Raw genomic sequence first — 22438 nt, forward strand, 5'->3', positions numbered from 1 at the left:
TTACACCGGGTAGTTTACTTTCTTCAAAACAGAAACTACACTGTGTAGTGTTATGAAAAAACTGACCCTGCTGATTGGAGCGCTCCTGACCATGACTTGTCTCGTCTACGCGGCCGATAACCGCCCTGCATTCCAGAACGAAGCACCGCGCCAGCAGCCGGGCTTCCTGAAGACGCTGAAGATTTTCTGGGACTTCACGTTCAACAAACCGGCTAACACAGTGCCCGCGCATGTTCTTCCGGTGCGAGCACTCACTCAAGCGCAATTGCTTGCTGCGCCTGATAATACCCTGTACCGCCTGGGCCATTCCACCATCCTGCTCAAGCTGAATGGCGAGTTTTGGCTGACCGACCCGGTCTTTTCCAAGCGCGCCTCGCCGGTGCAGTGGGCCGGTCCGGCGCGCTTCCATGCGCCTCCGATCAGCATTGCCGAGCTGCCGCCGATCAAGGGCGTGATCCTGTCGCATAACCACTACGACCACCTCGACTACGACGCGGTGCGCGCGCTGGCGGCCAAGACGGAATTCTTCCTGGCGCCGCTGGGCGTGGGCGATACGCTGGTGTCGTGGGGCGTGCCGGCGGACAAAGTGCGCCAGCTGGGCTGGTGGGAATCGGTTTCCGCGGGCAGCCTGAAGCTGACCGCCACCCCCGCCCAGCATTTTTCCGGCCGCGGCCTGTTCGACAGCAATAAGACGCTGTGGGCGTCGTGGGTGATCGAAAGCGGCGACCTGCGTGTGTTCTTCTCGGGCGATACCGGCTATTTCAAAGGCTTCAAGGAGATTGGCGACAAGTTTGGCCCATTCGACCTGACCCTGATGGAAACCGGCGCCTATGATCCCAAATGGCCGGATATCCACATGCTGCCACGCGAAACCTTGCAAGCGCACATCGACTTGCGCGGCAAAGTGATGCTGCCGATCCATAACGGCACGTTCGACCTGGCCATGCACAGCTGGGATGATCCCTTCGAGCAAATCACCGCGTTGGCGGCAGCACGCCGCCAAACCCTGGCCACGCCGGAGATTGGAGCCCCCCTGTCCATTGCCAACCCCCAAGCGACTGGCGCCTGGTGGCGTCCCGAGGAAAGGAAAGACCATGCAACCGTATCAGCACTTTCTCAAAATGTGGCGGCGCCCTGATGTTCGGCCACTCCCAGTGCGGCAGATGCCACAGCCCGCGCCCGCAAGCAATGCGACCACAGGCAATTTGAGTTAATTACTAGCAATAATTGTATATGGTAAAGTTGGTATTTCCTATTTGCTAACTTCACCATGAAACTAAACACCTTAGTGCCCATATTGCTGGGCTTGACCTGCGTGCCTGCTGTTGCCGGTGAGGCTGGCGGGATGGCGGAAGAGGGACCTGGCGTGGCACGCATAGTTCCGTCACCTGCGCCACCGGTTCAACGCAAGCCGGCCCTGGTAAATTTCGCTTCTTGCAACAAGCCAATCTGGCCGAAGCAAGCCTTGCGCGAAGAGCAGACGGGCACAGTGACACTGCGGTTCCTGATCGGTGTCGACGGTGCTGTGCAGGATTCCCAGGTGGTGCTCACCAGTGGATATCCCCTGCTGGACTTCGCAGCGCTGGAGGGAATCGAGCGTTGCCGCTTCAAGCCTGCCACGCTGAACGGCGTGCCGCAATCGGGGTGGCAGCGGATGCAGTATGTATGGACGTTTGATAGCGATCCGAAAGAAGATGGCCCTATCCTGGCGGGCTTGCAGGCTGGCATCGAACAACGGAAGGCCGAAGCGCGCTTCCAAATGGCCATGTACCAGCTAAAAGGTGGAAACAGCCTGATCGCCAAAGACGGCGAAGCCGCGTTGAAGGCGCTTCTCCCGCTTGCCGAAGATGGCATGGCGGCGGCGCAGGAAGCGCTGAGCGTCGCCTACCTGACGGGTAACGGGACCGCACGTGACCCAGTATTGGCTGCCCAATGGTTGCGCAAAGCCGCAGAACGTAACTTTTCGAGCGCGCAGTTTTCCCTGGCCCGCCTGTTGCAAACAGGGGAGGGCGTGCAGCGCAATGACAAGGAGGCGTTCGAATGGTACGCCAAGGCCGGGCGCGGCGGCATCCAGCACGCTTATCTGGCGATGGCGGAAATCATGTTGGATTCGGGCGATGCCGCGACAACGGCGCGTGCCGTCGACTGGTTGCAAAAAATGACGATGCCAGCGGCGCACTATCTGCTGGGCGAGCGGTATGAACTGGGCCGGGGCGTGGCCCAGGACTTGGTGCGAGCCAAACAACTGTATCGCCAGGCGGATCAAAGCGGCAATGTAAAGGCGCGCCACGCGCTCGTGCGGCTGGGTGAACCCTTGGCGCCATAAGGGGCTGGTGGTAAAGTGGGTGAAGTTATTTTAATGACAATCTCAATGAAATCCATAAAAGTCTTGCCGGCCTTGCTGGCCAGTCTCGCCGCCGTTCCCGTTCACGCGCAATCGGACGTGGGCCGCCTGGACCAGTCGGCGCAAAAACAGCTCTATGTTGACCTGAAGTCGTGCGCCAAGCCGATCTGGCCCAAGGAGTCGCTGCGGCGCGAGGAAACCGGCAAGGTGACCCTGGAGTACTTGGTCGGCCTGGATGGCAAGGTGCTGGAATCGAAGGTGCTGAAATCGAGCGGCTTCCCTTTGCTCGACCTGGCGGCGCAAGACGGCCTGGCCAAATGCCAGTTCTCACTGCCCAGCAGTATCGGGCGCAGCGAGCCGACACGTACGCGGATGCAGTACGTGTGGACCCTGGACGGCAATGGACCGACCCCGGCGCAGAGGCTGGCCGAATGGCAGCGCTATGTGGCCGAGGCGGTGCAGGGGAATGCGGAGTCGCAGGCGCGCGCGGGCATGGGCTACCTGTACGGCCAGCCGCCGATCGAGAAAAATCCGGCGGAAGGGCTGCGCTGGCTGCGTGCGGCTGCCGAGCAGGGGAATGCGCGCGGCATGGTGGCGCTGGCGCACGAGTTGCAGACCGGGGTCAATACTGCGCGCGATGCGCAGCAGGCATTGGACTGGTTGGAGCAGGCAGCGGCCCAGGGGGCGGATTACGCGGAATTCGGCCTGGCCATGGCCTTGATGGGGCCGTCAAGCGTGCGGCCGGACGAGGCCAGGGCGCGCACTTTGCTGGAGCGGGTGCTGGCCGGCGGTAACAAGGCGGCCAAGATGCCGCTGGCATTCCTGATGCTGAAGGAAGCCGGCGGCAACAGTCCCGAAGGCGTGCGCCTGATGCAGGAGGCAGCGGATGAGCATGACCGCGTCGCGCAGTTCATGCTGGCGCAGGCGCATGAAAAGGGCGAGCAGGTTGTGCTGGACCGGGCCAAGGCGCTGGCGCTGTACGAGCGCGCGGCGGCGGCGGGCATGCTGGAGGCGAAGCGCGCGCTGGCGCGGCTTAAGCAGCAGGAAGCGAAGTAATCAGGCTTCGACGTTGATCAGCTTGCCGATCGTCTGGCCCAGGGTGTTGAGCGTGGGTGGCTTCGGCAGGACGTCGGCGGGCACGCGCTGCTCGATGGCGCGGTCCAGACGGGGCGAGGCCAGGGTAGGTGTGGCGGCGGCTTGGGCGCGGTTGCGCTCGACTTCGGTGCGGCTGAGTTCTTGCTGGTTGCGTTCCAGGGCGGCGCGGCTTTCGTTCAGGCGATCTTCGTCCTGCGCGACCTGGTCGCGCCCTTGCTGGACCTTGCGTTCGGCGAAGGCCACGGCGTTCTGCAGAGAGTTGATGGAATTCAGCGAAACCACGAATCTACCCTTAGATGCAACCTTTCAGTAAGGCACCAACCTTAGATTAGGCCAAAATGGGCTTGAATGCTAGAGTTTAATGCGTTTTTGATAATTCCTTCGCGTTAAACACCTGTTTATGCGACTGAGCATGCAGGATGGCCTGGCTCCAGTTAGTGCTATGGTCCAGGGGGCGGCAGCGTCTTGAGGAAGCGTAAATGGTGGCGCGGCAGCCTTAAAAGCGGTAGGCGAGCGATAGCTCCCAGCTGCGCCCAAACAGGGGGCGGGCGTTGATGGGGCCGCTGCCGCCGGTGGTCAGGCGGGAATTGCCTTCGGTCAGGCCCAGCTCGTTGGTGACGTTGCTGGCGCTGAGGCGGACTTCGACCTGGTCGCCAAAGGTGTACAGCGCGCCCAGGTCGAGCGTTGTGTAGGCGGGCAGGTATTGGACGTTGGCCTGGTCGGCCCAGCGCTGGCTGACGTGGGTGTAGGCGCCGTACAACTTGAGCGCCTGCTGCGCTCCAAGCGGTATGCGGTAGGCCGGCGTGAAGCGGTATTGCAGCTTGGGCTGGCGCTGCACCTGCTTGCCGGCGGTGGCGGGATTGTCCTTGTATTTGGAATCCTGCCAGTTGCCGCTCAGGGCCAGCGACAGGTCGCGCAGCGGGCGCAGTGCCAGTTCGACTTCCACGCCGTCGCCCCGGGAGCCGAAGACTGAATGCAGGATGCTGCCGTTGGCCAGGATCTGCTGGAAGGCGATGCCTTGGAAGGCGGTGTGGAAGTAGTTGATATAAGCGCTGGCCAAGTGGCCGGCAGTCTTGAAGCCCGCTTCATATTGCCTGACCCGCGGCATCGGCAGGACGTTGCGGTCATCGACCCTGGCCTGGCTGCCGGCATTGCGCAGGTCATCAAACGAGACAAAGGTGCGGCCCATATTGGCGCGCGCGAACACGCTGGCATCCTTGGCCAGCTTGTAGCTGCCGCCGATGGTGAAGCTGTTGGCGGCATCGCTGCGGCGCAGTGCGGTGTTGGCGCCGGTGGGCATCGAGGTATTGTTGTTGTAGACCGTCAGCGGGTTGTTGTCGGTGTCGCCGCGCCGCAGGGCGGAAATGGTGGCGTCCAGCTTCTGCCGTTCGCGGCGCACGCCGCCATCGAGCGTGGTGCGTGCGTTGACCTTCCATTCGTTGGCGATGAACAGGGCGGTGCGGCGGCCGTCGTACGCAGCGAGCGGCGCGTAGAACACGCTGCCATCCTTCCCCTTGTTGGCGACGATGACGCCGTTATCGAGCTTAACGTTGATCAGGCGCGCATTCGGCACTGCTGTCATCAGGTGGCTGCTGCCGAGGTGCCACATATCATCCGAGGAGAAGTCGGCAAAGTAGGCGCCCAGGGTCAGGGTGTGGTCCTTCGCCCATTCGTTGCGGATACGCAGTTCGTCGGTGAAGGACTTCAACTTTTTCTGCACGGCCCACAGGCCGGCCTGCAGCACTTGCTGGTCGGCGGCGACGGGCGAGTCATCCAGGTAGCTCGCGGTGGCGACGGTGCCGCCGTGGGTGGCCAGCGCAGCGGCGTTGTAGGCCGACATGGTTTGCGGGTTATTGCCGGTGAACATGGCAATGGTGTCCAGGTCGCCGTTGAAGTGGTTGAATTTGTTGGAGACCGTCCAGCCGCCCAAGGTCTTAGCGATATCCATGCCCAGCACGCTGGCTTGCAGGCCACGGCCGTCGCCGAGGTCGTAGTGCAGGGTGGCGCCGGGCGCAGCTTCCACCGTAAAGCGGCGCATCTCGGTGCTCATCAGGGTGCCTGTGAGCGGGTCGAAGCCGGGGAAGGCGGAGATGTTGCGGCCTGCATTGCTGGAGATCAGCGGCACGCCGGTGTAGAAGGCGTTCTTGTCGTCGGTGCGGCGCAGGTAGAAGCTGGCTTCGCCTTGCTCCAGCCTGCGGGTCAGGGTGGCGCTGAACTGCCCGCCATCGTCCGCCGGAAAGCCGGCGTCGCGCACGCCATAGGTCTTGCGATAGAAACCGCCGATGGTGGCATACCAGCCATCGGCAATTTTGCCGCCGTAGAACAGGTCAAGGCGGCGCAATGCGCCGGTGCCGGTGGTGACGCGCACCGAACCCTCCGGTATGTTGCCGCCCTTCTTCAGGATGAAGTTCATGGTGGCGCCGGGCTGGCCGCTGGAGAAGATGGTGCTCGGGCCGCCGCGCAGCACTTCCACCCGTTCGATGCTGTCATCCAGGCGGAAGGCGGAGGAGCCCTCGAAGAAGGCGAGGGTGGGCACCGGGTAGAGCGGGCTGCCCTGCATCTGCACCGACACAAAGGGCGAATCGGAGCCGGACGGGAAACCGCGCACATGGATGTTGGCGCCGGACTGGCCGCCGGTCGATTCGGCGAAGGCGCCCGGCACCAGCTTCATGACGTCGGCGGTGCTGAACGGTGCCGCTTGCTTGAGCTGTTCTTCGGAGGCGGTGCTGATGGAGAAGGCGGAATCGAGCTTGCGTGCGCCGTGTGCCGAGGCCACGCCGGTGACCACGACTTGCGCCAGCTCCTGCTCGACTTGCGGCTCGGTGGCCCCGGCTTCGCTGGCCAGGGCCAGCGCGGCGATAGAGAGGGAGGAGCACTGGAACTTGCGCTGGGTTTTCAAGTTTGCCTCCCCTTTCGGTCTTGTGCCGCTCCGCCCAGTTTAGCGCCCTCTGCCTCCGTGATAAATCGTTTTTATTCCGCCAGCGGCAGGATGGCCTGGCGGTACGGTGTTGCCTCGTGCTCCACATGCCAGTTGGCCCACAGGCGGTGGCGCGCGCGGCCGTCGGCTGCGCGGTCGGGCTCCAGGCTCAGGTAGTTGCGCGCGCCGATATAGCGGTGCGAGGTGCCGGGGAATTTGTACATGGCGGTCGTGATGCCGCCTTCCAGCTCCTCCACCCTGTCGCCCACGTGTTCCAGGTAGAACAGGGCCATGGCGGGCGGTGGCGGGTGCACCACGCCGGACGAGGTCAGCTGGTGGATCGTGATCGGCTTGCCCTGGTAATGCTTCTGGCGCGACTCGATGGCGCCGATGGCCGCCACGTGCACGTCGCCGGACAGGATGGTGACGCGGCCGCCGGTCTGTTGCGACCATTCCTGCAGGCGGTGGATCAGGCGCAGGCGCTCCCATTGGTGGGTGCGACTGAGCCAGTGGTCTTTCAGGTCGTCTTCCAGCTCCTGCTGGCCGGGCAGGGCGCACAGCAGCATTTCCAGGGTGCTGAAGTCCGGGTGTACGACCGGAATGCTGGACATGATCAGCAGGTGCTTGCAATCGTGCTGCGCGTCGAGCCAGCGGTAGGCGGCGTCCCACGCCTCGGCGCCCATCACCTGGTCCGGCGTGCGTTCGCTGCGCAGGTCCAGTACCAGCAGGCCGTAGTCGCCGATGCGGGCGGCTTTGCTGAAGCCGGGCTGCAGCGGCAGGCGCAGGGGCAGCTCGTCTTGCGTGGCGCTGTGCTGCTGGAACAGCAGGAAGTAATCGCGAGCCACCTGGTAGATCATCTCGAAGACGGGCGATTGCTGGAAGGCGGGCGGGTAGGACCCCCAGCCGTCGATGATGTCGTGATCGTCCCACATCATCACCGTCGGGACCGATGCCAGCATGCGCGCGATGTGCTGGTAGGACCAGACCTTCAGGTAATTGGCGAAGAAGAAGTCGTCGATCTCGGTCTGCAGCGTTTTGCTGACCGGCTTTTTGGCCAGCTTCTTGTCGTTCGGCGCGGCGGCCCAGTCGCGCAGGGCGGTGGTGGTCCACATGGCGTCGCTGTACACCTGGTCGCCGCCCATCAGCAGCAGGTGGTAGGGGCGCTGCGCGTGGTTGGCGTGCATCTTGTTCCATACCGGGTCCTGCGGGATGTCCTTCATCTTCTTGTAGTCAGAGAAGCCGTTGCAGGAGGTGTAGGCGCAGGTGGGGGCGTTGTCGCGGGCGGGGACGGTAAAGCTGTGCACCTGGCCGTCGATGCTGTACGCCACTTGCAGGTCGCGTGTGGCGTGCTGCTCGATGCAGATCAGCCAGTTGTCGGCGTGGTGCACGCTGCGTTTGTGCAGGCGGGTGCGCAGGCGGCGCGTTGTCACTTCCAGCGGGCGCGCGGCGCTGGCGGCGGAGGGGAGGACGGTGGCCTGGAAGGTGGGCTGGGTGTCGCCAGTCCAGACGACCAGGGCGCTGACGGTCCATTTGCCGTCGGCGCATCCGCAGAATTTCAGGATGGGGCCAAGCACGACTGCCAAATTGCTCTCCTTGCAATATTGATAAATATCGCATGGTACATGAGGTTGGTGGTTTGGCGTACGGACGGAGTCTGTGGACGGTCGTAGGCTGTGACTAACGTTTCGTTGTCACAGGGAGGCTGTCATGGGGAAGTACTTTTTGGCTTGGCTGTTGGGCGTGCCGGGGATTGTGTTGCTGTTGATTTGGCTGTTCTTCCGTTAAACCGGTGAACCGGTGCCTGACCCACAGGGTCAGGCACCTTCCTGCGCTTACATATTGCGGCGGTATTGGCCGCCGACTTCGAACAAGGCGGTCGTGATCTGGCCCAAGGAGCAGACGCGGGCGGCGTCCATCAGCTTGGCGAACACGTTTTCGTTGTCGATGGCGGCTTTCTGCAGCGCGGCCAGGGCAGCTGGCGCGGCGTCGGCGTTGCGGGCGTGGAAGTCGGCCAGGCGGGTCAACTGCGATTGCTTCTCGTCGTCGGTGGAACGGGCCAGTTCAATGGTGGCCGGGGCTTCCGAACCTTTCGGGTTGCGGAAGGTGTTGACGCCGATGATCGGCAGTGTGCCGTCGTGCTTCTGGTGCTCGTACAGCAGCGATTCTTCCTGGATCTTGCCGCGCTGGTAGCCGGTCTCCATCGCGCCCAGCACGCCGCCGCGTTCGGCGATGCGCTCGAATTCCTGCAGCACGGCTTCCTCTACCAGGTCGGTCAGCTCTTCGATGATGAAGGCGCCCTGGTTCGGGTTCTCGTTCTTCGCCAGGCCCCATTCGCGGTTGATGATCAGCTGGATCGCCAGTGCGCGGCGGACGGATTCGTCGGTTGGCGTGGTGATCGCCTCATCGTAGGCGTTGGTGTGCAGCGAGTTGCAGTTGTCGTAGATCGCGATCAGCGCCTGCAGCGTGGTGCGGATGTCGTTGAAGTCGATTTCCTGCGCGTGCAGCGAGCGGCCGGAAGTCTGGATGTGGTACTTCAGCTTCTGCGAGCGGTCGTTGGCGCCGTACTTCTCCTTCATGGTCACGGCCCAGATGCGGCGCGCCACGCGGCCCAACACCGTGTATTCCGGGTCCATGCCGTTGGAGAAGAAGAACGACAGGTTCGGTGCGAAATCGTCGATGTGCATGCCGCGCGCCAGGTAGGCTTCAACAAAAGTGAAGCCGTTGGACAGCGTGAAGGCCAGCTGCGAGATCGGGTTCGCGCCCGCTTCCGCGATGTGGTAGCCGGAGATCGACACCGAGTAGAAGTTGCGCACCTGGTGGTGCACGAAGTACTCCTGGATGTCGCCCATCACCTTCAGCGAGAACTCGGTCGAGAAGATGCAGGTGTTCTGGCCCTGGTCTTCCTTCAGGATGTCGGCCTGCACGGTGCCGCGCACGTTCATCAGCACCCAGTCCTTGATCTTCTGGTACTCGTCTTCCGACGGCTGGCGCTTGTTCTCTTCCACGAACTTGGCGATCTGCTGGTCGATGGCGGTGTTCATGAACATCGCCAGGATGGCAGGGGCGGGGCCGTTGATGGTCATCGAGACCGAGGTGCTCGGGTTGCACAGGTCGAAGCCGTCGTACAGCACCTTCATATCGTCCAGGGTCGCGATGGAGACGCCGGAGTTGCCGATCTTGCCGTAGATGTCCGGGCGGATGGCCGGGTCGGCGCCGTACAGGGTGACCGAGTCGAAGGCGGTCGACAGGCGTTTGGCGTCCATGCCGGTGGAGACCAGCTTGAAGCGGCGGTTGGTGCGGAAGGCGTCGCCTTCGCCGGCGAACATGCGGGTCGGGTCTTCGCCTTCACGCTTGAAGGCGAACACGCCGGCGGTGAACGGGTAGGAGCCCGGCACGTTTTCCAGCATCAGCCAGCGCAGCAGCTCGCCGTGGTCCTCGTACTTCGGCAGCGAGACCTTGCGGATCTTGGTGCCGGACAGGGTGTGCTGCACCAGGCCGGTGCGGATTTCCTTGTCGCGGATTTTCACCACGTACTCGTCGCCGGCGTAGGCGGCCTGCATGTCCGGCCATTGGGCCAGCAGCTTCTTGGCCGCGCCGTCCATGGCGTGGTCACGCTCGGTGATCAGGTCGTCGAAGTCGGCCGATTTGCCGGCGGCGGCGAACATGCGCTTGGATTCCTGCAGTTGCTGGCGTTCGCGCGCCAGCTTGGCTTGCGCATAGGTCTTCTTGTGGTAGCCGCGCACGGTGTCCGAGATCTCGGCCAGGTAGCGCGCGCGCGCCGGCGGCACGATCACGTTCTTGCCGGAGCTGAAGCGCACGTCCATCGGCGCCAGTACGCCCGGCTTGGTGGTCAGGCCCTTCTCGGCCAGCTTGGGCAGCAGGCCCTGGTACAGCGCGGTCACGCCGTCGTCGTTGAAGCGCGATGCCTGGGTGCCGAAGACCGGCATTTCTTCCGGACGCTTGCTCCACATTTCGCGGTTGCGCTGGTACTGCTTGGCCACGTCGCGCAGCGCATCCTGCGCGCCCTTGCGGTCGAATTTGTTGATCGCGATGAAGTCGGCGAAGTCCAGCATGTCGATCTTTTCCAGCTGCGAGGCGGCGCCGAATTCCGGCGTCATCACGTACATGGACACGTCGACGTGCGGCACGATCGCCGCGTCGCCCTGGCCGATGCCGGAGGTTTCCACGATCACCAGGTCGAAGCCCGCCACTTTGCAGGCGGCGATCACATCCGGCAGGGCCTGCGAGATTTCGGAGCCGGCTTCGCGCGTCGCCAGGGAGCGCATGAAGACGCGGGTCTTGCCGTTCCACGGGTTGATCGCGTTCATGCGGATACGGTCGCCCAGCAGCGCGCCGCCGGATTTGCGGCGCGACGGGTCGATCGAGATCACGGCGATGTTCAGCGCGTCGCCCTGGTCCAGGCGGATGCGGCGGATCAGTTCATCGGTCAGCGAGGACTTGCCGGCGCCGCCGGTGCCGGTGATGCCCAGCGTTGGCGCGGTCTTGGTCTTGGTGGCGGCCACCAGCTCGGCGCGCAGCTTGTCGGAGGCCTTGCCGTTTTCCAGCGCGGTGATCAGCTGGGCCAGCGGGCGGTGGCGCGATTCGATATCGCCGTCGCGCAGCACGTCCAGCTGGCTCGGGGAATAGGTGGACAGGTCGATGTCGCATTGCTGCACCATCCACTGGATCATGCCGACCAGGCCCATACGCTGGCCGTCTTCCGGCGAGAAGATGCGGGTCACGCCGTAGTCGTGCAGGTCGGCGATTTCGCTCGGCACGATCACGCCGCCGCCGCCGCCGAATACCTTGATGTGCGAGCCGCCGCGCTGGCGCAGCAGGTCGATCATGTATTTGAAGTATTCGACGTGGCCGCCCTGGTAGGAGGAGATGGCGATGCCTTGCACGTCTTCGGTCAGGGCCGCGGTCACCACTTCGTCCACCGAGCGGTTGTGGCCCAGGTGGATCACCTCGGCGCCCTGCGATTGCAGGATGCGGCGCATGATGTTGATGGAGGCGTCGTGGCCGTCAAACAGGGACGCGGCGGTGACAAAGCGGACTTTGTTCGCGGTCTTGGCCTGCTCCGGCTCAGCGGACAGTTTCTTGGCGTTGGCGATGTCGTTCATGTTGTGTGTTCCTTGGAACAGGGGATTTTTGATTATATGACGTTTACGTTAACGTCAAGTCAAGCGATTCTTAGACCCGGTAAACCCGGGTCAGACCCAAGGGTCTGACCCTTGGGTCCGACCCCGCCGTACCGGGTTTCAGGCAGCATGCGCGTGAGCGGCGCCCTTAAAGGCCGCCACCATCTTCGCTTTGTTAGCCTGATACTCCGCCACCGCCTTCTCCTTCACATGGCCAAAGCCACGGATCTTCTCCGGCAAGGTAGCGATAGCGATGGCCTGCTCATGGTTGGCCGCCGACAGTCCGCCCAGCAGCTCAGCAATCACCGCACGGAATTCGACAATCAGCGCACGTTCCATCTTACGCTCCCCGGTATAACCGAAGATATCGAAAGCACCACCGCGCAGCCCCTTGAACTTGGCCAGCAAAGTGAACGCCTTCCACATCCACGAACCATACTCCGCCTTCACCAGGTGGCCCTTAGCATCCTTCTTCGCCAGCAGCGGCGGCGCCAGGTTGAACTTGAGCGAGAAATCGCCCTCGAACTGGGACTTCAGCTGCTCCACGAAGCGGCCATCCGTGTACAGGCGCGCCACCTCATATTCATCTTTATAGGACATCAGCTTGAACAGCGACTTGGCCACCGCCATCGACAGTTTGTTGCCCAGGCCCAGCGCCGTCTCCTTCGCCCGCACTTCCGCCACCAGCGTCTCGTAGGAAGCCGCATAGGCGGCATCCTGGTAAGCGGTCAGGAACTCCACCCGCTTCTTGATCACGTTCTCCAGCGACTGTGGCATCTGCACCACGACCGCCTGGGTCGGAGTCGCGGTTTTCTCCACGCGCTTGAAGTCCACCGCCGCGCGGCGGCCCCACAGGAAGGAGCGCTTGTTCGACTCCACCGCCACGCCATTCAGCTCGATCGCGCGCAGCAGCGCCGCCTCGCTCAGCGGGATGCGGCCCTTCTGGAAAGCGTAGCCCAGCATGAACAGGTTGGATGCAATCGAATCGCCCATCAGCGCCGTCGCCAGCTTGGTGGCGTTGATAAAGTCCACCGCCTGCGCGCCGCCGACCGACTCGGTGATCAGCGCCTCCACGCTTTCAGCCGGGTACTGCCAGTCCGGGTTCTGCGCGAAGGTGCCCGGCGGCTGCTCGTGCTGGTTGACGATGGCGAAGGTGCGGCCCGGACGCATTTTCGACACCGCGTCATAGGCGCCCGACGTCAGCATGTCGCAGCCCAGGACCAGGTCCGCCTCGCCGGTGGCAATGCGCTGCGCGCGCAGGTGGCCCGGGGTCTTGGCGACCTTCACGTGCGACGTCACCGAGCCGTTCTTCTGCGACATGCCGGTCATATCCAGCACCGACGCGCCTTTGCCTTCCAGGTGCGCCGCCATGCCCATCAGCGCGCCGACGGTAATCACGCCGGTGCCGCCGATACCATTGATCAGGATGTTGTACGGCTGCTCAATGCTTGGCAGGACCGGCGCCGGGATATCGCCCCAGTCGTCGGTCTTGGCGGTGCCGGTCTTGGTCTTCTTCAGCGTGCCGCCTTCGACCGTCACGAAGGACGGGCAGAAGCCTTTGGTGCAGCTATAGTCCTTGTTGCAGGACGACTGGTCGATGGTGCGCTTGCGGCCAAACTCGGTTTCCTTCGGCAGGATCGAGACGCAGTTGGACTGGATGCCGCAATCGCCGCAGCCTTCGCACACGGCTTCGTTGATGACCATGCGCTTGGCCGGGTCGGCGAACTCGCCCTTCTTGCGGCGGCGGCGCTTCTCGGCGGCGCAGGTCTGGTCGTAAATGATGACGCTGCAGCCAGGCAGTTCGCGCAGCTCGCGCTGCACGGCGTCCATCTCCTTGCGGTCGTGCAGGGAGACGATGGCCGGCAGGGCCGAACGGTCGGTGTAGCGCGACAGGTCTTCGGTCACCAGCGCGATGCGCTTGATGCCTTCCGCCGCCATCTGTTGCGCGATCATCGGCACCGACACGGTGCCGTCCACCGGCTGGCCGCCGGTCATCGCCACGGCGTCGTTGTACAGGATCTTGTAGGTGATGTTCACCTTGGCCGCCACGGCAGCGCGGATCGCCAGGTAGCCCGAATGGAAGTAAGTGCCGTCGCCCAGATTCTGGAACACGTGCGGCACTTTGCTGAAGGCCGCCTGGCCGATCCACGGCGTGCCTTCGCCGCCCATATGGGTGGTCAGCTTGTTCATCTCCGGATAGATCGAGGTCGCCATCACGTGGCAGCCGATGCCGGCCAGTGCGAAGGAGCCTTCCGGCACCTTGGTCGAGGTGTTGTGCGGGCAGCCGGAGCAATAGAAGGCGGGACGGAAGGGCGTTTCGATCGCCTTCTGCAGCACCGCATCCTTCGCCTCCAGGAAGGCCAGGCGCGCCTTGATCTGGTCCTGGATATTGGTGTCGGCGATATAGCGCGCAACACGGCGCGCGATCACGCGCGCCACCTGCGCCACCGAGAAGTCAGCCTTCGGCGGCAGCAGCCATTCGCCGCGCGGCGCCACCCACTCGCCCTTGTCGTCGAACTTGCCGATGATGTGCGGGCGCACGTCGTCGCGCCAGTTGTACAGCTGCTCCTTCAACTGGTACTCGACGAACTGGCGCTTCTCCTCCACCACCAGGATTTCGTCCAGCCCCTGCGCGAATTCGCGCACCGAATCCGGCTCCAGCGGCCACGGCATGGACACCTTGAACAGGCGCAGGCCGACTTTCGCCGCCATGGCCTCGTCGATGCCCAGTTCCTCCAGCGCCTCCAGCACATCCAGGTAGGACTTGCCGGACGCGATGATGCCCAGCTTGGCGTCCTTGGAATCGATGGTGGTGTGATTCAGCTTGTTTTCGCGGGCATACGCCAGGGCTGCGTAGATCTTGTAGTCCTGCATCAGCGCTTCCTGGCTGCGCGCCTGCTGGCCCAGCGGCATCGAGGACAGGCGGGCATTCAGGCCGCCTTCCGGCATCACGAAGTCCTGCGGGATTTTGGTCTCGACGCGGAACGGATCGGCATCGATCGACGCGCTCGACTCCACCGTGTCGGCCAGCGCCTTGAAGGCCACCGCGCAACCGGAGAAGCGCGACATGGCCCAGCCATGGATGCCGAGGTCGATGTATTCCTGCACATTGCATGGATACAGCACCGGGATCATGCAGGCCGAGAAGATATGGTCCGACTGGTGCGGCAGGGTGGACGAGTAGGCGCCGTGGTCGTCGCCCGCCACCAGCAGGATGCCGCCGTGCTTCGACGTGCCGGCGTGGTTCATATGCTTGAAGACGTCGCCGCAACGGTCCACGCCCGGGCCCTTGCCGTACCACATGGCGAACACGCCGTCGTACTTGGCCGGGCCGATCAGGTCCACCTGCTGCGAGCCCCAGACCGCCGTCGCCGCCAGATCCTCGTTCACGCCCGGCACGAACTGCACATTGTGCTTTTGCAGATGCGGCTGCGCCTTCCACAGGGTTTCATCCAGGCCGCCCAGCGGCGAACCGCGATAGCCGGAAATGAAGCCACCGGTGTTCAAGCCGGCGCGGGCATCGCGCAATTGCTGCAGCATGGGCAAGCGCACCAGCGCCTGGATGCCGGACAGGAAAACTTTACCGGAGGTGGATGTGTATTTGTCGTCGAGGCTGACGTCGTTGAGTACAGGCGAGTTGCTGCCTGGCGCCGTAGTATCGGGCATGGTGGCGGTCTCCAAAATCGTGATTCGGGGGTGTGCCTGGCAGAGGTGGGCGCCGGGTCAGCGCGTCCTCGCCTAAGTCACAATGGCCGCAGGTGTGCGGGCCTTTCAAGCGGGCAGTTTACGGATTAGTTTACGTATACGGAAATACGGTTTGGGGATGGGGGTATAAGAAAAAATGATGGGGCGACGCAACTGGCTGGGCGCGGGCGGCTTGCTGCTGGCGTTCCCCGCGCTGGCACTGGCTGGCGCGGCGCGCGCGATGCGCCTGGTCACGGCGCACTTACCGCCGTTGGTGCACGATAACGGGCCGCCGGGCGCCTTGCAGGAGCTGGTGGACGAGTTGTGCCGGCGCGCCGGGCTGCGCCCGGCCACCCAATTCGTGCCCTGGCGCCGGGCGCTGTTCCTGGCCACCAGCATGCCCGCCACGGCGATCTATCCGCTGACCCGCCTGCCCGAGCGGGAAAAGCAGTATTGCTGGCTGGTGCCGCTGTACGAAGAAAACTACGTGCTGCTGGCAGTACGCGGGCAACTGCTGCCGGTCGATGCAATGAAAAACAAGCGCATCGCCCTGTTGCGCGGCGCCGCGCAAGGCGTCGCCCTCAGAGAGCTGGGCTTCAGCCGCCTGGTGGAAGCGGCATCGATTGACGAAGTGCACCGCTTCCTGCTGGGCGGCATGGCTGACGCCGCCTTCGGCGAGCGCCGCATCATCGCCGCCTCGCTGGAACGCCGCCGCGCCGCGGACGGGCAGTTCGAAACCAGCCCACCGCTCAGCAGCACCACGGCCTGGCTGGCCGGCTCGCTCGACTTTGATGAGCGCGACATCGCGCTGTTCCAGCGCGCCTGGGACAGCATGCGCGCCGACGGCAGCCAGCGCCGCATCCTCCTCAAGCACAAGCTCAGTTGAGCAGGCGGGCGCCGGGCCAGGCGCCGCGCCGGCACAGGTCGGTGGCGACTTGCTGGGTCAGGGCGGCGATGGCGGTGGCGGCGTTGGTGAGGGGAATGGTGCGCGAGGCGCACAGCACCACCGTACGGCTGATGGCGGGGCTGTTGAGGCGAACGCTGCGCATATGGCCGAGCTCGATTTCGGGCAGCACCGGGGCAACCGGCAGGATGGTGGCGCCCATGCCGGCCAGGATGGCGGATTTGAGGATGGCGATCGAGTTGATTTCGATGACGTTGCCGATCACCAGGCCGGCGGCGCGCGCCACCGCTTCGATGCGGGGCCGCACGCCGTGCTGCAGGCCGGGCAGGATGAGGGTGGTGTTCAGGGCTTGCTGCAGGGGGACCGTGTCGCGGTCGCTGAACCAGACGGCGTCGTGGCGGCAAATGAAGCGCAGTTCTTCTTCCGCCAGCGGCGTGGTGGAAAACGGGGTGAGCTGGCCATCGTCGAACAGTACGGCAAGGTTGACGCGGCCGCTTTTGAGCTGTTCGGCCAGGTTGCCGGTCAGTTCTTCGGTCAATTGCAGCGTAATGTCGGGATAGTGTTCGCGCGCGGCAGTCAGCAGCGGCAGCGCCAAGGCGCCCGAAATGCTGTGCGGCAGGCCCATGGTGACGCTGCCGGAGGGGCGCGCCGACTGGGTGACGGCGGAGCGCGCGTCGGCCACCTGCTTCAGGATGGCCTGGGCATGGTCGTAAAACACTTTGCCGGCGTCGGTGCTGAGCACGCCTTGCGCACTGCGGTGCAGCAGTTGGGCGCCAAGCTCTTCTTCCAGCTGGCGTAGCTGTTGCGTCAGGGCCGGTTGGGCCACGTGCAACACCAGCGCCGCACGCGATAATGAACCGTGATCGACGATGGCGACGAAGTACCTGAGCTGGCGAAGTTCCATTTATAAAACAAATACTTTCGTTATGTGAATATTCCACCAAGATAACATTGTGTATACTCATTTTAACGCGCACTACAGCATATTCACTCGGATTCACCCATGTTAAAGAAAGTCGATTCCTCCCAGCTCAAGGTCGGGATGTACATCCATGACCTGAGCTGCGATTGGATGACCCATCCCTTCGTCCGCAACCGCTTCGTCATTGCCAGCCAGGAGGAGATCAACAAGATCCTCAAGGCCGGCATCCACGATGTCGTGATCGACGCCTCGAAGGGCTTGGATGTGCAGGACGCGCCCTCGCTGGACGAGGCGCAGGCGGCCACCGAGCGTGAATTGGAAGAGATCGCCAAGGCGCCGGCGCGCATCATCAAGACGTCCCTGGGCGAAGAGTTGAAGCGGGCGGCGCAGATCCGCCACCAGGCGGCCGGCGTGGTGCGCAATGTCATGGCCGATGCGCGCCTGGGCAAGGCGATTGAAATCGGCGCGGTGCAGCCGGTGGTGCAGAACATCACCGAATCCATCCTGCGCAATCCCGGCGCGCTGCTGGGCTTGCTGCGCATTAAGACCAAGGATGACTACACGTTCCTGCATTCTGTCAGCGTATGCGCGCTGTTGGTGGCGTTTGCCAATGCGCGCGGCATGCCGGAAGACATCATCCGCGAAGCCGGCCTGGGTGGCCTGCTGCACGACACCGGCAAGGCCCTGGTGCCGGACGCCATCCTCAACAAGCCGGGCCCGCTGACCGATGAGGAATTCGCCATCATCAAGAAGCATCCGATGGATGGTTTCAATATTCTGAAGGAATCGCCGGACGTGCCGCCCCTGGCGCTGGACATCACGCGCCACCACCACGAGCGGCGCGACGGGACCGGCTATCCGGACAAGCTGGCGGGCGACGATATCAGTGAAATGGCGCAGATGGCGGCCATTGTCGACGTATACGATGCCATTACCGCCGACCGCGTCTACCACAAGGGCCTGCCGGCGGCGGCCGCCCTGCGCAAGATCTACGAGTGGAGCAAGCACCACTTCAACCAGCAGCTGGTGCAGGAATTCATGCGCTGCGTCGGTATTTATCCGGTCGGGACCCTGGTCATGCTGGAGTCGGGCCGCCTGGGTGTGGTGATTGAGCCACACGAAACCAATTTGCTGGCGCCGAAAGTGAACGTGTTTTTCAACACGAAAAACAATGTGTATATCAAGCCGGAAACCATCGACCTGTCGCGCGGCCTGGGCTTTGGCGGCGGCGACAAGATCGTCGGCCATGAATCGCCATCCAAATGGCAGGTCGATCCGATGCGCTTCCTGACCCTGGCGGGCAGTTAAGGGCCGCTAAGCGGGATCAGAAGAATTCGGCGGTATCGTTCGATTCGACGGTCTGCAACAGGCCGCCGCTCACCAGTTCGTCGTAGTGGCAGGCCATATTGCGGCCATGGCTCTTGGCGTAGTACAGGGCCTGGTCGGCGCGGCCGAGGATGATCACCGGCGCTTCGTAGGCGCTGATGCTGACGAAGCCGACACTCACCGTAACCTTGCCCACCTGCGGAAAATCGTGCTGCTCCACATTCATGCGGAAGCGTTCGATGATCTTTTTCGCATTCTCCAGGGTGGAGGAACGCAGCAGCACCACAAACTCCTCGCCGCCGAAGCGGAACACGCGGTCTTGCGCGCGGAACGAGGATTGCAGCAGGTTGGCGATCAGGATCAGCACCTCATCGCCGTACAAATGCCCGAATTTGTCGTTAACGGCCTTGAAATGGTCGACATCGACCACGGCCAGCCATTGCTTTTCGGTTTCCGGCGGGGCCCGCCGTTCGAGGCCGTCGGGCGGCACCGCCAGCAGGTCGTGCTCGGCGGAGGCCTGCAGCATCTTGGCCAGCTGGTCGTCGAAGGTCTTGCGGTTGAGCAGGCCGGTCAGCGAGTCGCGTTCGCTGTAGTCGAGCAGGTTCTGGAAATTGCGGTAGACGCTGACAATGCCGCCGATGACGTGGATGGTGTCGCTGGTGTACGGGGTCGGGTTGACGATTTCCAGACAGGTGTCGGCCTTGTCGCCCATCCAGATCGGCAGCCAGAGTGTGTGCTCACCCTCGGGCGACATGAAGTCGGCATTCGATTCATGGTGCGCCAGGCAGCGCGCCAGGGCCGGGAAATTGCTCACCGGTTCGCCCGGCGTGGCCGGGTCGATGTTCTCTTCCATGCGCGCCGGCTGGCCGCGCTCGATCACGGCGCGCGGACGCACGTAGAGCTGGCCTCGTACATTGACGATGCTCAGCACACGTGCCTGCGTGGCGGAGGCAAGTTCCGCAACCGCCGAGATCACGGAGATGTCGAGCATCGTGTGATCGCGGTGGCCGGTCATGTCCACCATGTGTTTGAGAAGGGAATCCATGTGAGTGTCCGGTAACTAGGCGCTCAGTGGCAAAGCAAGGGGCTTCCTAAAGGATAGCTGATCAGCATAAATCTTTTTTGCATTACAGGCAATTGTCTTGCACAAATTCATGCAAAAACGCGACTTCATTGCAACACACTTTGCTTGGCACCAGTTTGACATAGAACATCCCAAGGCGAAGAAAAGTTCTGTGCGGAAAGCTTGCGCAATATCAACTTGCTCGTAGGAATGGCTCCTATAGTGAAGCCAATGATGCGCGGCACAGGCGTCAGAGTTTTCCTAGTCAAGGAGATCATCATGAAAGCACTTTCCGCAGTAGGGCGTTTCATCAGGGATGAGAGGGGCGTGACGGCAATCGAATACGGCCTGATCGCTGCCGTCATCGCATTGGCGGTGGCCACCACCATGGATACCGTCAGCGCCGCGCTGACGACGGTCTTCACCAACATCAGCACCACGTTGACCACCTGATGGGCCGGCTGGCTGCCCGGCGGCGGCCGGGACGCCAGCCATTTTCCGCCATGTCGAACGGACTCGAGATTATTTTGCTGTTCCTGGTGTGCCAGGCGGCAGCAACGGACCTGGCCTGGCGCCGGATCCCCAACGTGCTGGTGCTGGCGGGCTTGCTGCTGGCGCTGGCCCTGCATTGGCGCCAGGGCGGCAGCGGCGCGCTGCTGGGCCAGGCGCTGGCCGGCGGCGCGGTCGGCCTGCTGCTGTTCCTGCCCCTGTATGCGCTGGGCGGCATGGCGGCCGGCGACGTCAAGCTGATGGCCATGGCCGGCAGCTTTGTCGGGCCGGCCCAGGCGCTGCAGCTGTGCGTGCTGAGCGCGCTGGCCGGCGGCGTGCTGGCGCTGGCCTGGCTGGCCCTGGCGCGCTGGCGCGGCGCGGTGGGCGAGGGCATGCCGTACGCGGTGGCGATCGCCGTCGGCACGATCGCAACAATTGCGTTGGCGCATCGCTGACCTTTGCTCTGCCTCAATATCCAAGCGGAAACCCATGCCTATCATCGCTTGCAACAGGAGGACATCATGATCGATTTCGCAGACGATGAGCAGCCGCTGGTGCCGCCCCCGCCGCGCAGCGTGCGCGATACCGGCCTGGAGCCGGCGCTGCTGGCGCAGCTGGTGGGCAAGGCCTTGCTGGGTGCGGGCAAATGCCACTTGTCGCTGCTGACGGGGCGCCTGAAGCTGTCGATCAATGTGCTGCGCGAGGTGCTGGACGGCCTGCAGGCGGAGCAGCTGGTGGAAGTGGCCTGGCGCGGCGATTCCGAGATTGACATCCAGTACCAGCTGAGCGGCATCGGCCGCCAGCGCGCGGCCGAGTGGCTGGAGCGCCTGCCGTATGCCGGTCCGGCGCCGGTGCCGCTCGAGGCCTGGCGCGCGTCGCTGCAGCGCCAGGCGGTGCAGCTGCCGCCGGTGCTGGCGGGCGATGTGGCGGCGGTGTTTGCCGACGACTGCCTGCCGCCGCGCATCCATGAGCTGGTGGGCGCGGCCATGCATGCCGGCCGTTCGCTCTGCGTGTACGGCCCGTCCGGCAGCGGCAAGAGCACGCTGGCGCGCCAGCTGGGGCGCCTGCTGCGGGGCGTGGTGGCGGTGCCTTACGCGGTGGCGGTGGGCAGCGCCATCATCCAGGTGTACGACGCGGCCGTGCACCTGGCGCCGCCGCCCTTGCCGGGGCGTCCGGCTGGCGCGCGCGGCGGCGATGCGCGCTGGCTGCTGTGCCAGCGCCCGGTGCTGCAGCTGGGTGCGGAACTGGAAGCGGGCGCGCTCGAGCTGCGCCATGACGCGGCGGGCGGCTGCTGGATCGCGCCGCCGCAGCTGAAGGCTTGCCACGGCTTGCTGATCTTCGACGACCTGGGGCGCCAGCGCCTGCCTGCCGCGGCCTTGCTGAACCGCCTGGCGCCGCTGCTCGATAGCGGCGCCGACCAGCTGTCGCTGCCCGGCGGCCATGCCTTCAGCGTGCCGTGCCAGCCGGTGCTGGCCTTCGTCACCAACCTGGCGCCGCACACCCTGCTCGATGGCGCCGCGCTGCGCCGCATCGGCTACAAGGTGGGGCTGGGGCCGTTGCCGGAGGCGGCCTACCGCAGCCTGTTGCGCCAGCAGTGCCGGGCGCGCGGCATGGCGGTGGACGAGGCGGCGCTGGCCTACCTGGTGGGCGAGCTGCACCGCGGCAGCGGCCAGCCGCTGCTGGCCAGCCTGCCGCGCGAAATCGTGGCGCGGGTGGCGGAGTTTGCCGGCTTTGCCGGGACTGCGCCGATCCTCAATCCGGCCACGCTGGACCAGGCCTGGTCCAGCATCTTTGCCGATGGTGTCGCATGAAGAGCCGGCGCGCTTTGCTGATGCTGGCGCTGGCCGGCCTGCTCGGACTGGCCGCCGTGCTGCTGGCGTCGCGCTGGTTGCTGCGCCAGGGCGCGCCGGCCACCGTGCGCATCGCGGTGGCGGCGGCCGATGTCGGCCTGGGCCAGCGCCTGGCGCCGGACATGCTGGCGCTGGCCGAGTGGCCCGCCAACAGCGTACCGGCCGGCGCCCAGCGCGAGGCGGCAGGCGTGGCGGGACTGGCGGGCCGGGTGCTGAAGGCCAGCGTGCAGCGCGGCGAACCGGTGACGGCGGCCAAGCTGGCGCCGGCCGGCACCCTGGGCGGCCTGTCGGCCCTGATTGCGGACGGCAAGCGCGCCATCACGGTGCGCGTCAACGACGTGGTGGGCGTGGCCGGCTTTGCGCTGCCGGGCAATTTCGTCGACATCCTGGTGCATGCCCAGGCGGCGGGCGGCGCCGAGGGCGAGCCGGCGCTGTCGAAGATCGTGCTGGAGCGCATCCTGGTGCTGGCGGTGGCGCAGGAGGTGGCGCGCGACGACACCAAGCCGCGCGTGGTCAACGCCGTCACCTTGGAGGTGACGCCGGAACAGGCCGAGCGCCTGGACCTGGCGCGCGGCGTCGGCACCTTGTCCCTGGTGCTGCGCAACCAGGTCGACCCGCGCCCGGTCGCCACCGCCGGCGCCACCCGCGCCAGCCTGCTGGGCCATACAGCGCCGCCCGGCGCGGCGCCGGACGCGCTGGCCCG

General features: G+C 64.4%; 16 protein-coding genes. 9 read left to right on the top strand and 7 right to left on the bottom strand.

Features of this window, described 5'->3' with window-relative positions; translation table 11 throughout:
- The first annotated feature begins 91 nt into the window (after positions 1 to 91).
- The 3 genes from GTP41_RS24385 to GTP41_RS24395 all read left to right on the top strand — a co-directional run bounded on the left by GTP41_RS24385 (position 92) and on the right by GTP41_RS24395 (position 3400).
- A complete protein-coding gene (locus GTP41_RS24385) occupies positions 92 to 1138 on the top strand; it encodes an MBL fold metallo-hydrolase (protein WP_229503055.1) in 1047 nt (348 codons plus the stop codon).
- Between the two features lie 132 nt (positions 1139 to 1270).
- Entirely contained in the window at positions 1271 to 2326 is a 1056-nt protein-coding gene (locus GTP41_RS24390; protein WP_161028188.1) for a TonB family protein, read from the top strand.
- Between the two features lie 45 nt (positions 2327 to 2371).
- Complete coding sequence (locus tag GTP41_RS24395) at positions 2372 to 3400, top strand: TonB family protein (protein WP_161028189.1); 1029 nt, start codon at positions 2372 to 2374, stop codon at positions 3398 to 3400.
- Here GTP41_RS24395 and GTP41_RS24400 read toward each other — a convergent pair whose 3' ends face one another.
- The 5 genes from GTP41_RS24400 to GTP41_RS24420 all read right to left on the bottom strand — a co-directional run bounded on the left by GTP41_RS24400 (position 3401) and on the right by GTP41_RS24420 (position 15163).
- Positions 3401 to 3721: a hypothetical protein gene (locus GTP41_RS24400; RefSeq protein ID WP_161028190.1), complete on the bottom strand. Its 321-nt coding sequence runs from the start codon at positions 3719 to 3721 to the stop codon at positions 3401 to 3403.
- Between the two features lie 214 nt (positions 3722 to 3935).
- Positions 3936 to 6338, bottom strand: coding sequence for a TonB-dependent siderophore receptor (locus tag GTP41_RS24405; protein ID WP_161028191.1), 2403 nt, complete (start codon positions 6336 to 6338; stop codon positions 3936 to 3938).
- 71 nt (positions 6339 to 6409) lie between these two features.
- Positions 6410 to 7930, bottom strand: a complete 1521-nt coding sequence (locus GTP41_RS24410; protein ID WP_371867398.1) for an alkaline phosphatase D family protein — start codon at positions 7928 to 7930, stop codon at positions 6410 to 6412.
- 258 nt (positions 7931 to 8188) lie between these two features.
- Positions 8189 to 11479, bottom strand: a complete 3291-nt coding sequence (gene icmF / locus GTP41_RS24415) for a fused isobutyryl-CoA mutase/GTPase IcmF (protein ID WP_161028193.1) — start codon at positions 11477 to 11479, stop codon at positions 8189 to 8191.
- 138 nt (positions 11480 to 11617) lie between these two features.
- A complete protein-coding gene (locus tag GTP41_RS24420; RefSeq protein ID WP_161028194.1) occupies positions 11618 to 15163 on the bottom strand; it encodes an indolepyruvate ferredoxin oxidoreductase family protein in 3546 nt (1181 codons plus the stop codon).
- Between the two features lie 175 nt (positions 15164 to 15338).
- On the opposite strand from GTP41_RS24420, the gene GTP41_RS24425 reads away from it, so the two are divergent.
- Complete coding sequence (locus GTP41_RS24425; RefSeq protein WP_229503051.1) at positions 15339 to 16067, top strand: substrate-binding periplasmic protein; 729 nt, start codon at positions 15339 to 15341, stop codon at positions 16065 to 16067.
- Here GTP41_RS24425 and GTP41_RS24430 read toward each other — a convergent pair.
- Positions 16060 to 16989 carry a LysR substrate-binding domain-containing protein gene (locus GTP41_RS24430; protein WP_161028195.1) on the bottom strand — a complete coding sequence of 310 codons (930 nt, stop codon included), beginning with the start codon at positions 16987 to 16989 and terminating at the stop codon, positions 16060 to 16062. The two genes, GTP41_RS24425 and GTP41_RS24430, sit on opposite strands and share 8 nt — an antisense overlap.
- 99 nt (positions 16990 to 17088) lie before the next feature.
- Here GTP41_RS24430 and GTP41_RS24435 point away from each other — a divergent pair, with 99 nt between their 5' ends.
- Positions 17089 to 18315, top strand: coding sequence for an HD-GYP domain-containing protein (locus GTP41_RS24435; RefSeq protein WP_161028196.1), 1227 nt, complete (start codon positions 17089 to 17091; stop codon positions 18313 to 18315).
- 16 nt (positions 18316 to 18331) lie between these two features.
- Here the strand turns inward: GTP41_RS24435 and GTP41_RS24440 are convergent, their stop codons facing one another.
- Complete coding sequence (locus tag GTP41_RS24440) at positions 18332 to 19378, bottom strand: GGDEF domain-containing protein (protein WP_161028197.1); 1047 nt, start codon at positions 19376 to 19378, stop codon at positions 18332 to 18334.
- A gap of 297 nt (positions 19379 to 19675) precedes the next feature.
- Here GTP41_RS24440 and GTP41_RS24445 point away from each other — a divergent pair, with 297 nt between their 5' ends.
- The 4 genes from GTP41_RS24445 to cpaB form a co-directional block, all read left to right on the top strand.
- The gene (locus tag GTP41_RS24445; RefSeq protein ID WP_161028198.1) at positions 19676 to 19849 is read left to right on the top strand and encodes a Flp family type IVb pilin; all 174 of its coding nucleotides are present in this window, start codon (positions 19676 to 19678) and stop codon (positions 19847 to 19849) included.
- A 50-nt stretch (positions 19850 to 19899) separates the two neighbouring features.
- Positions 19900 to 20340 (top strand): A24 family peptidase, encoded by a 441-nt coding sequence (locus tag GTP41_RS24450; protein ID WP_161028199.1) that lies wholly within the window; start codon positions 19900 to 19902, stop codon positions 20338 to 20340.
- Between the two features lie 66 nt (positions 20341 to 20406).
- On the top strand, positions 20407 to 21696 hold the full coding sequence (locus GTP41_RS24455; RefSeq protein ID WP_161028200.1) for a DUF8689 domain-containing protein: 1290 nt from the start codon (positions 20407 to 20409) through the stop codon (positions 21694 to 21696).
- A partial coding sequence (cpaB, locus tag GTP41_RS24460; RefSeq protein ID WP_161028201.1) for a Flp pilus assembly protein CpaB occupies positions 21693 to 22438 on the top strand: 746 nt, incomplete at its 3' end. The genes GTP41_RS24455 and cpaB, both read left to right, overlap by 4 nt.

Origin of the sequence: Pseudoduganella guangdongensis (assembly GCF_009857475.1) — a bacterium.
GTDB lineage: Bacteria > Pseudomonadota > Gammaproteobacteria > Burkholderiales > Burkholderiaceae_D > Rugamonas > Rugamonas guangdongensis.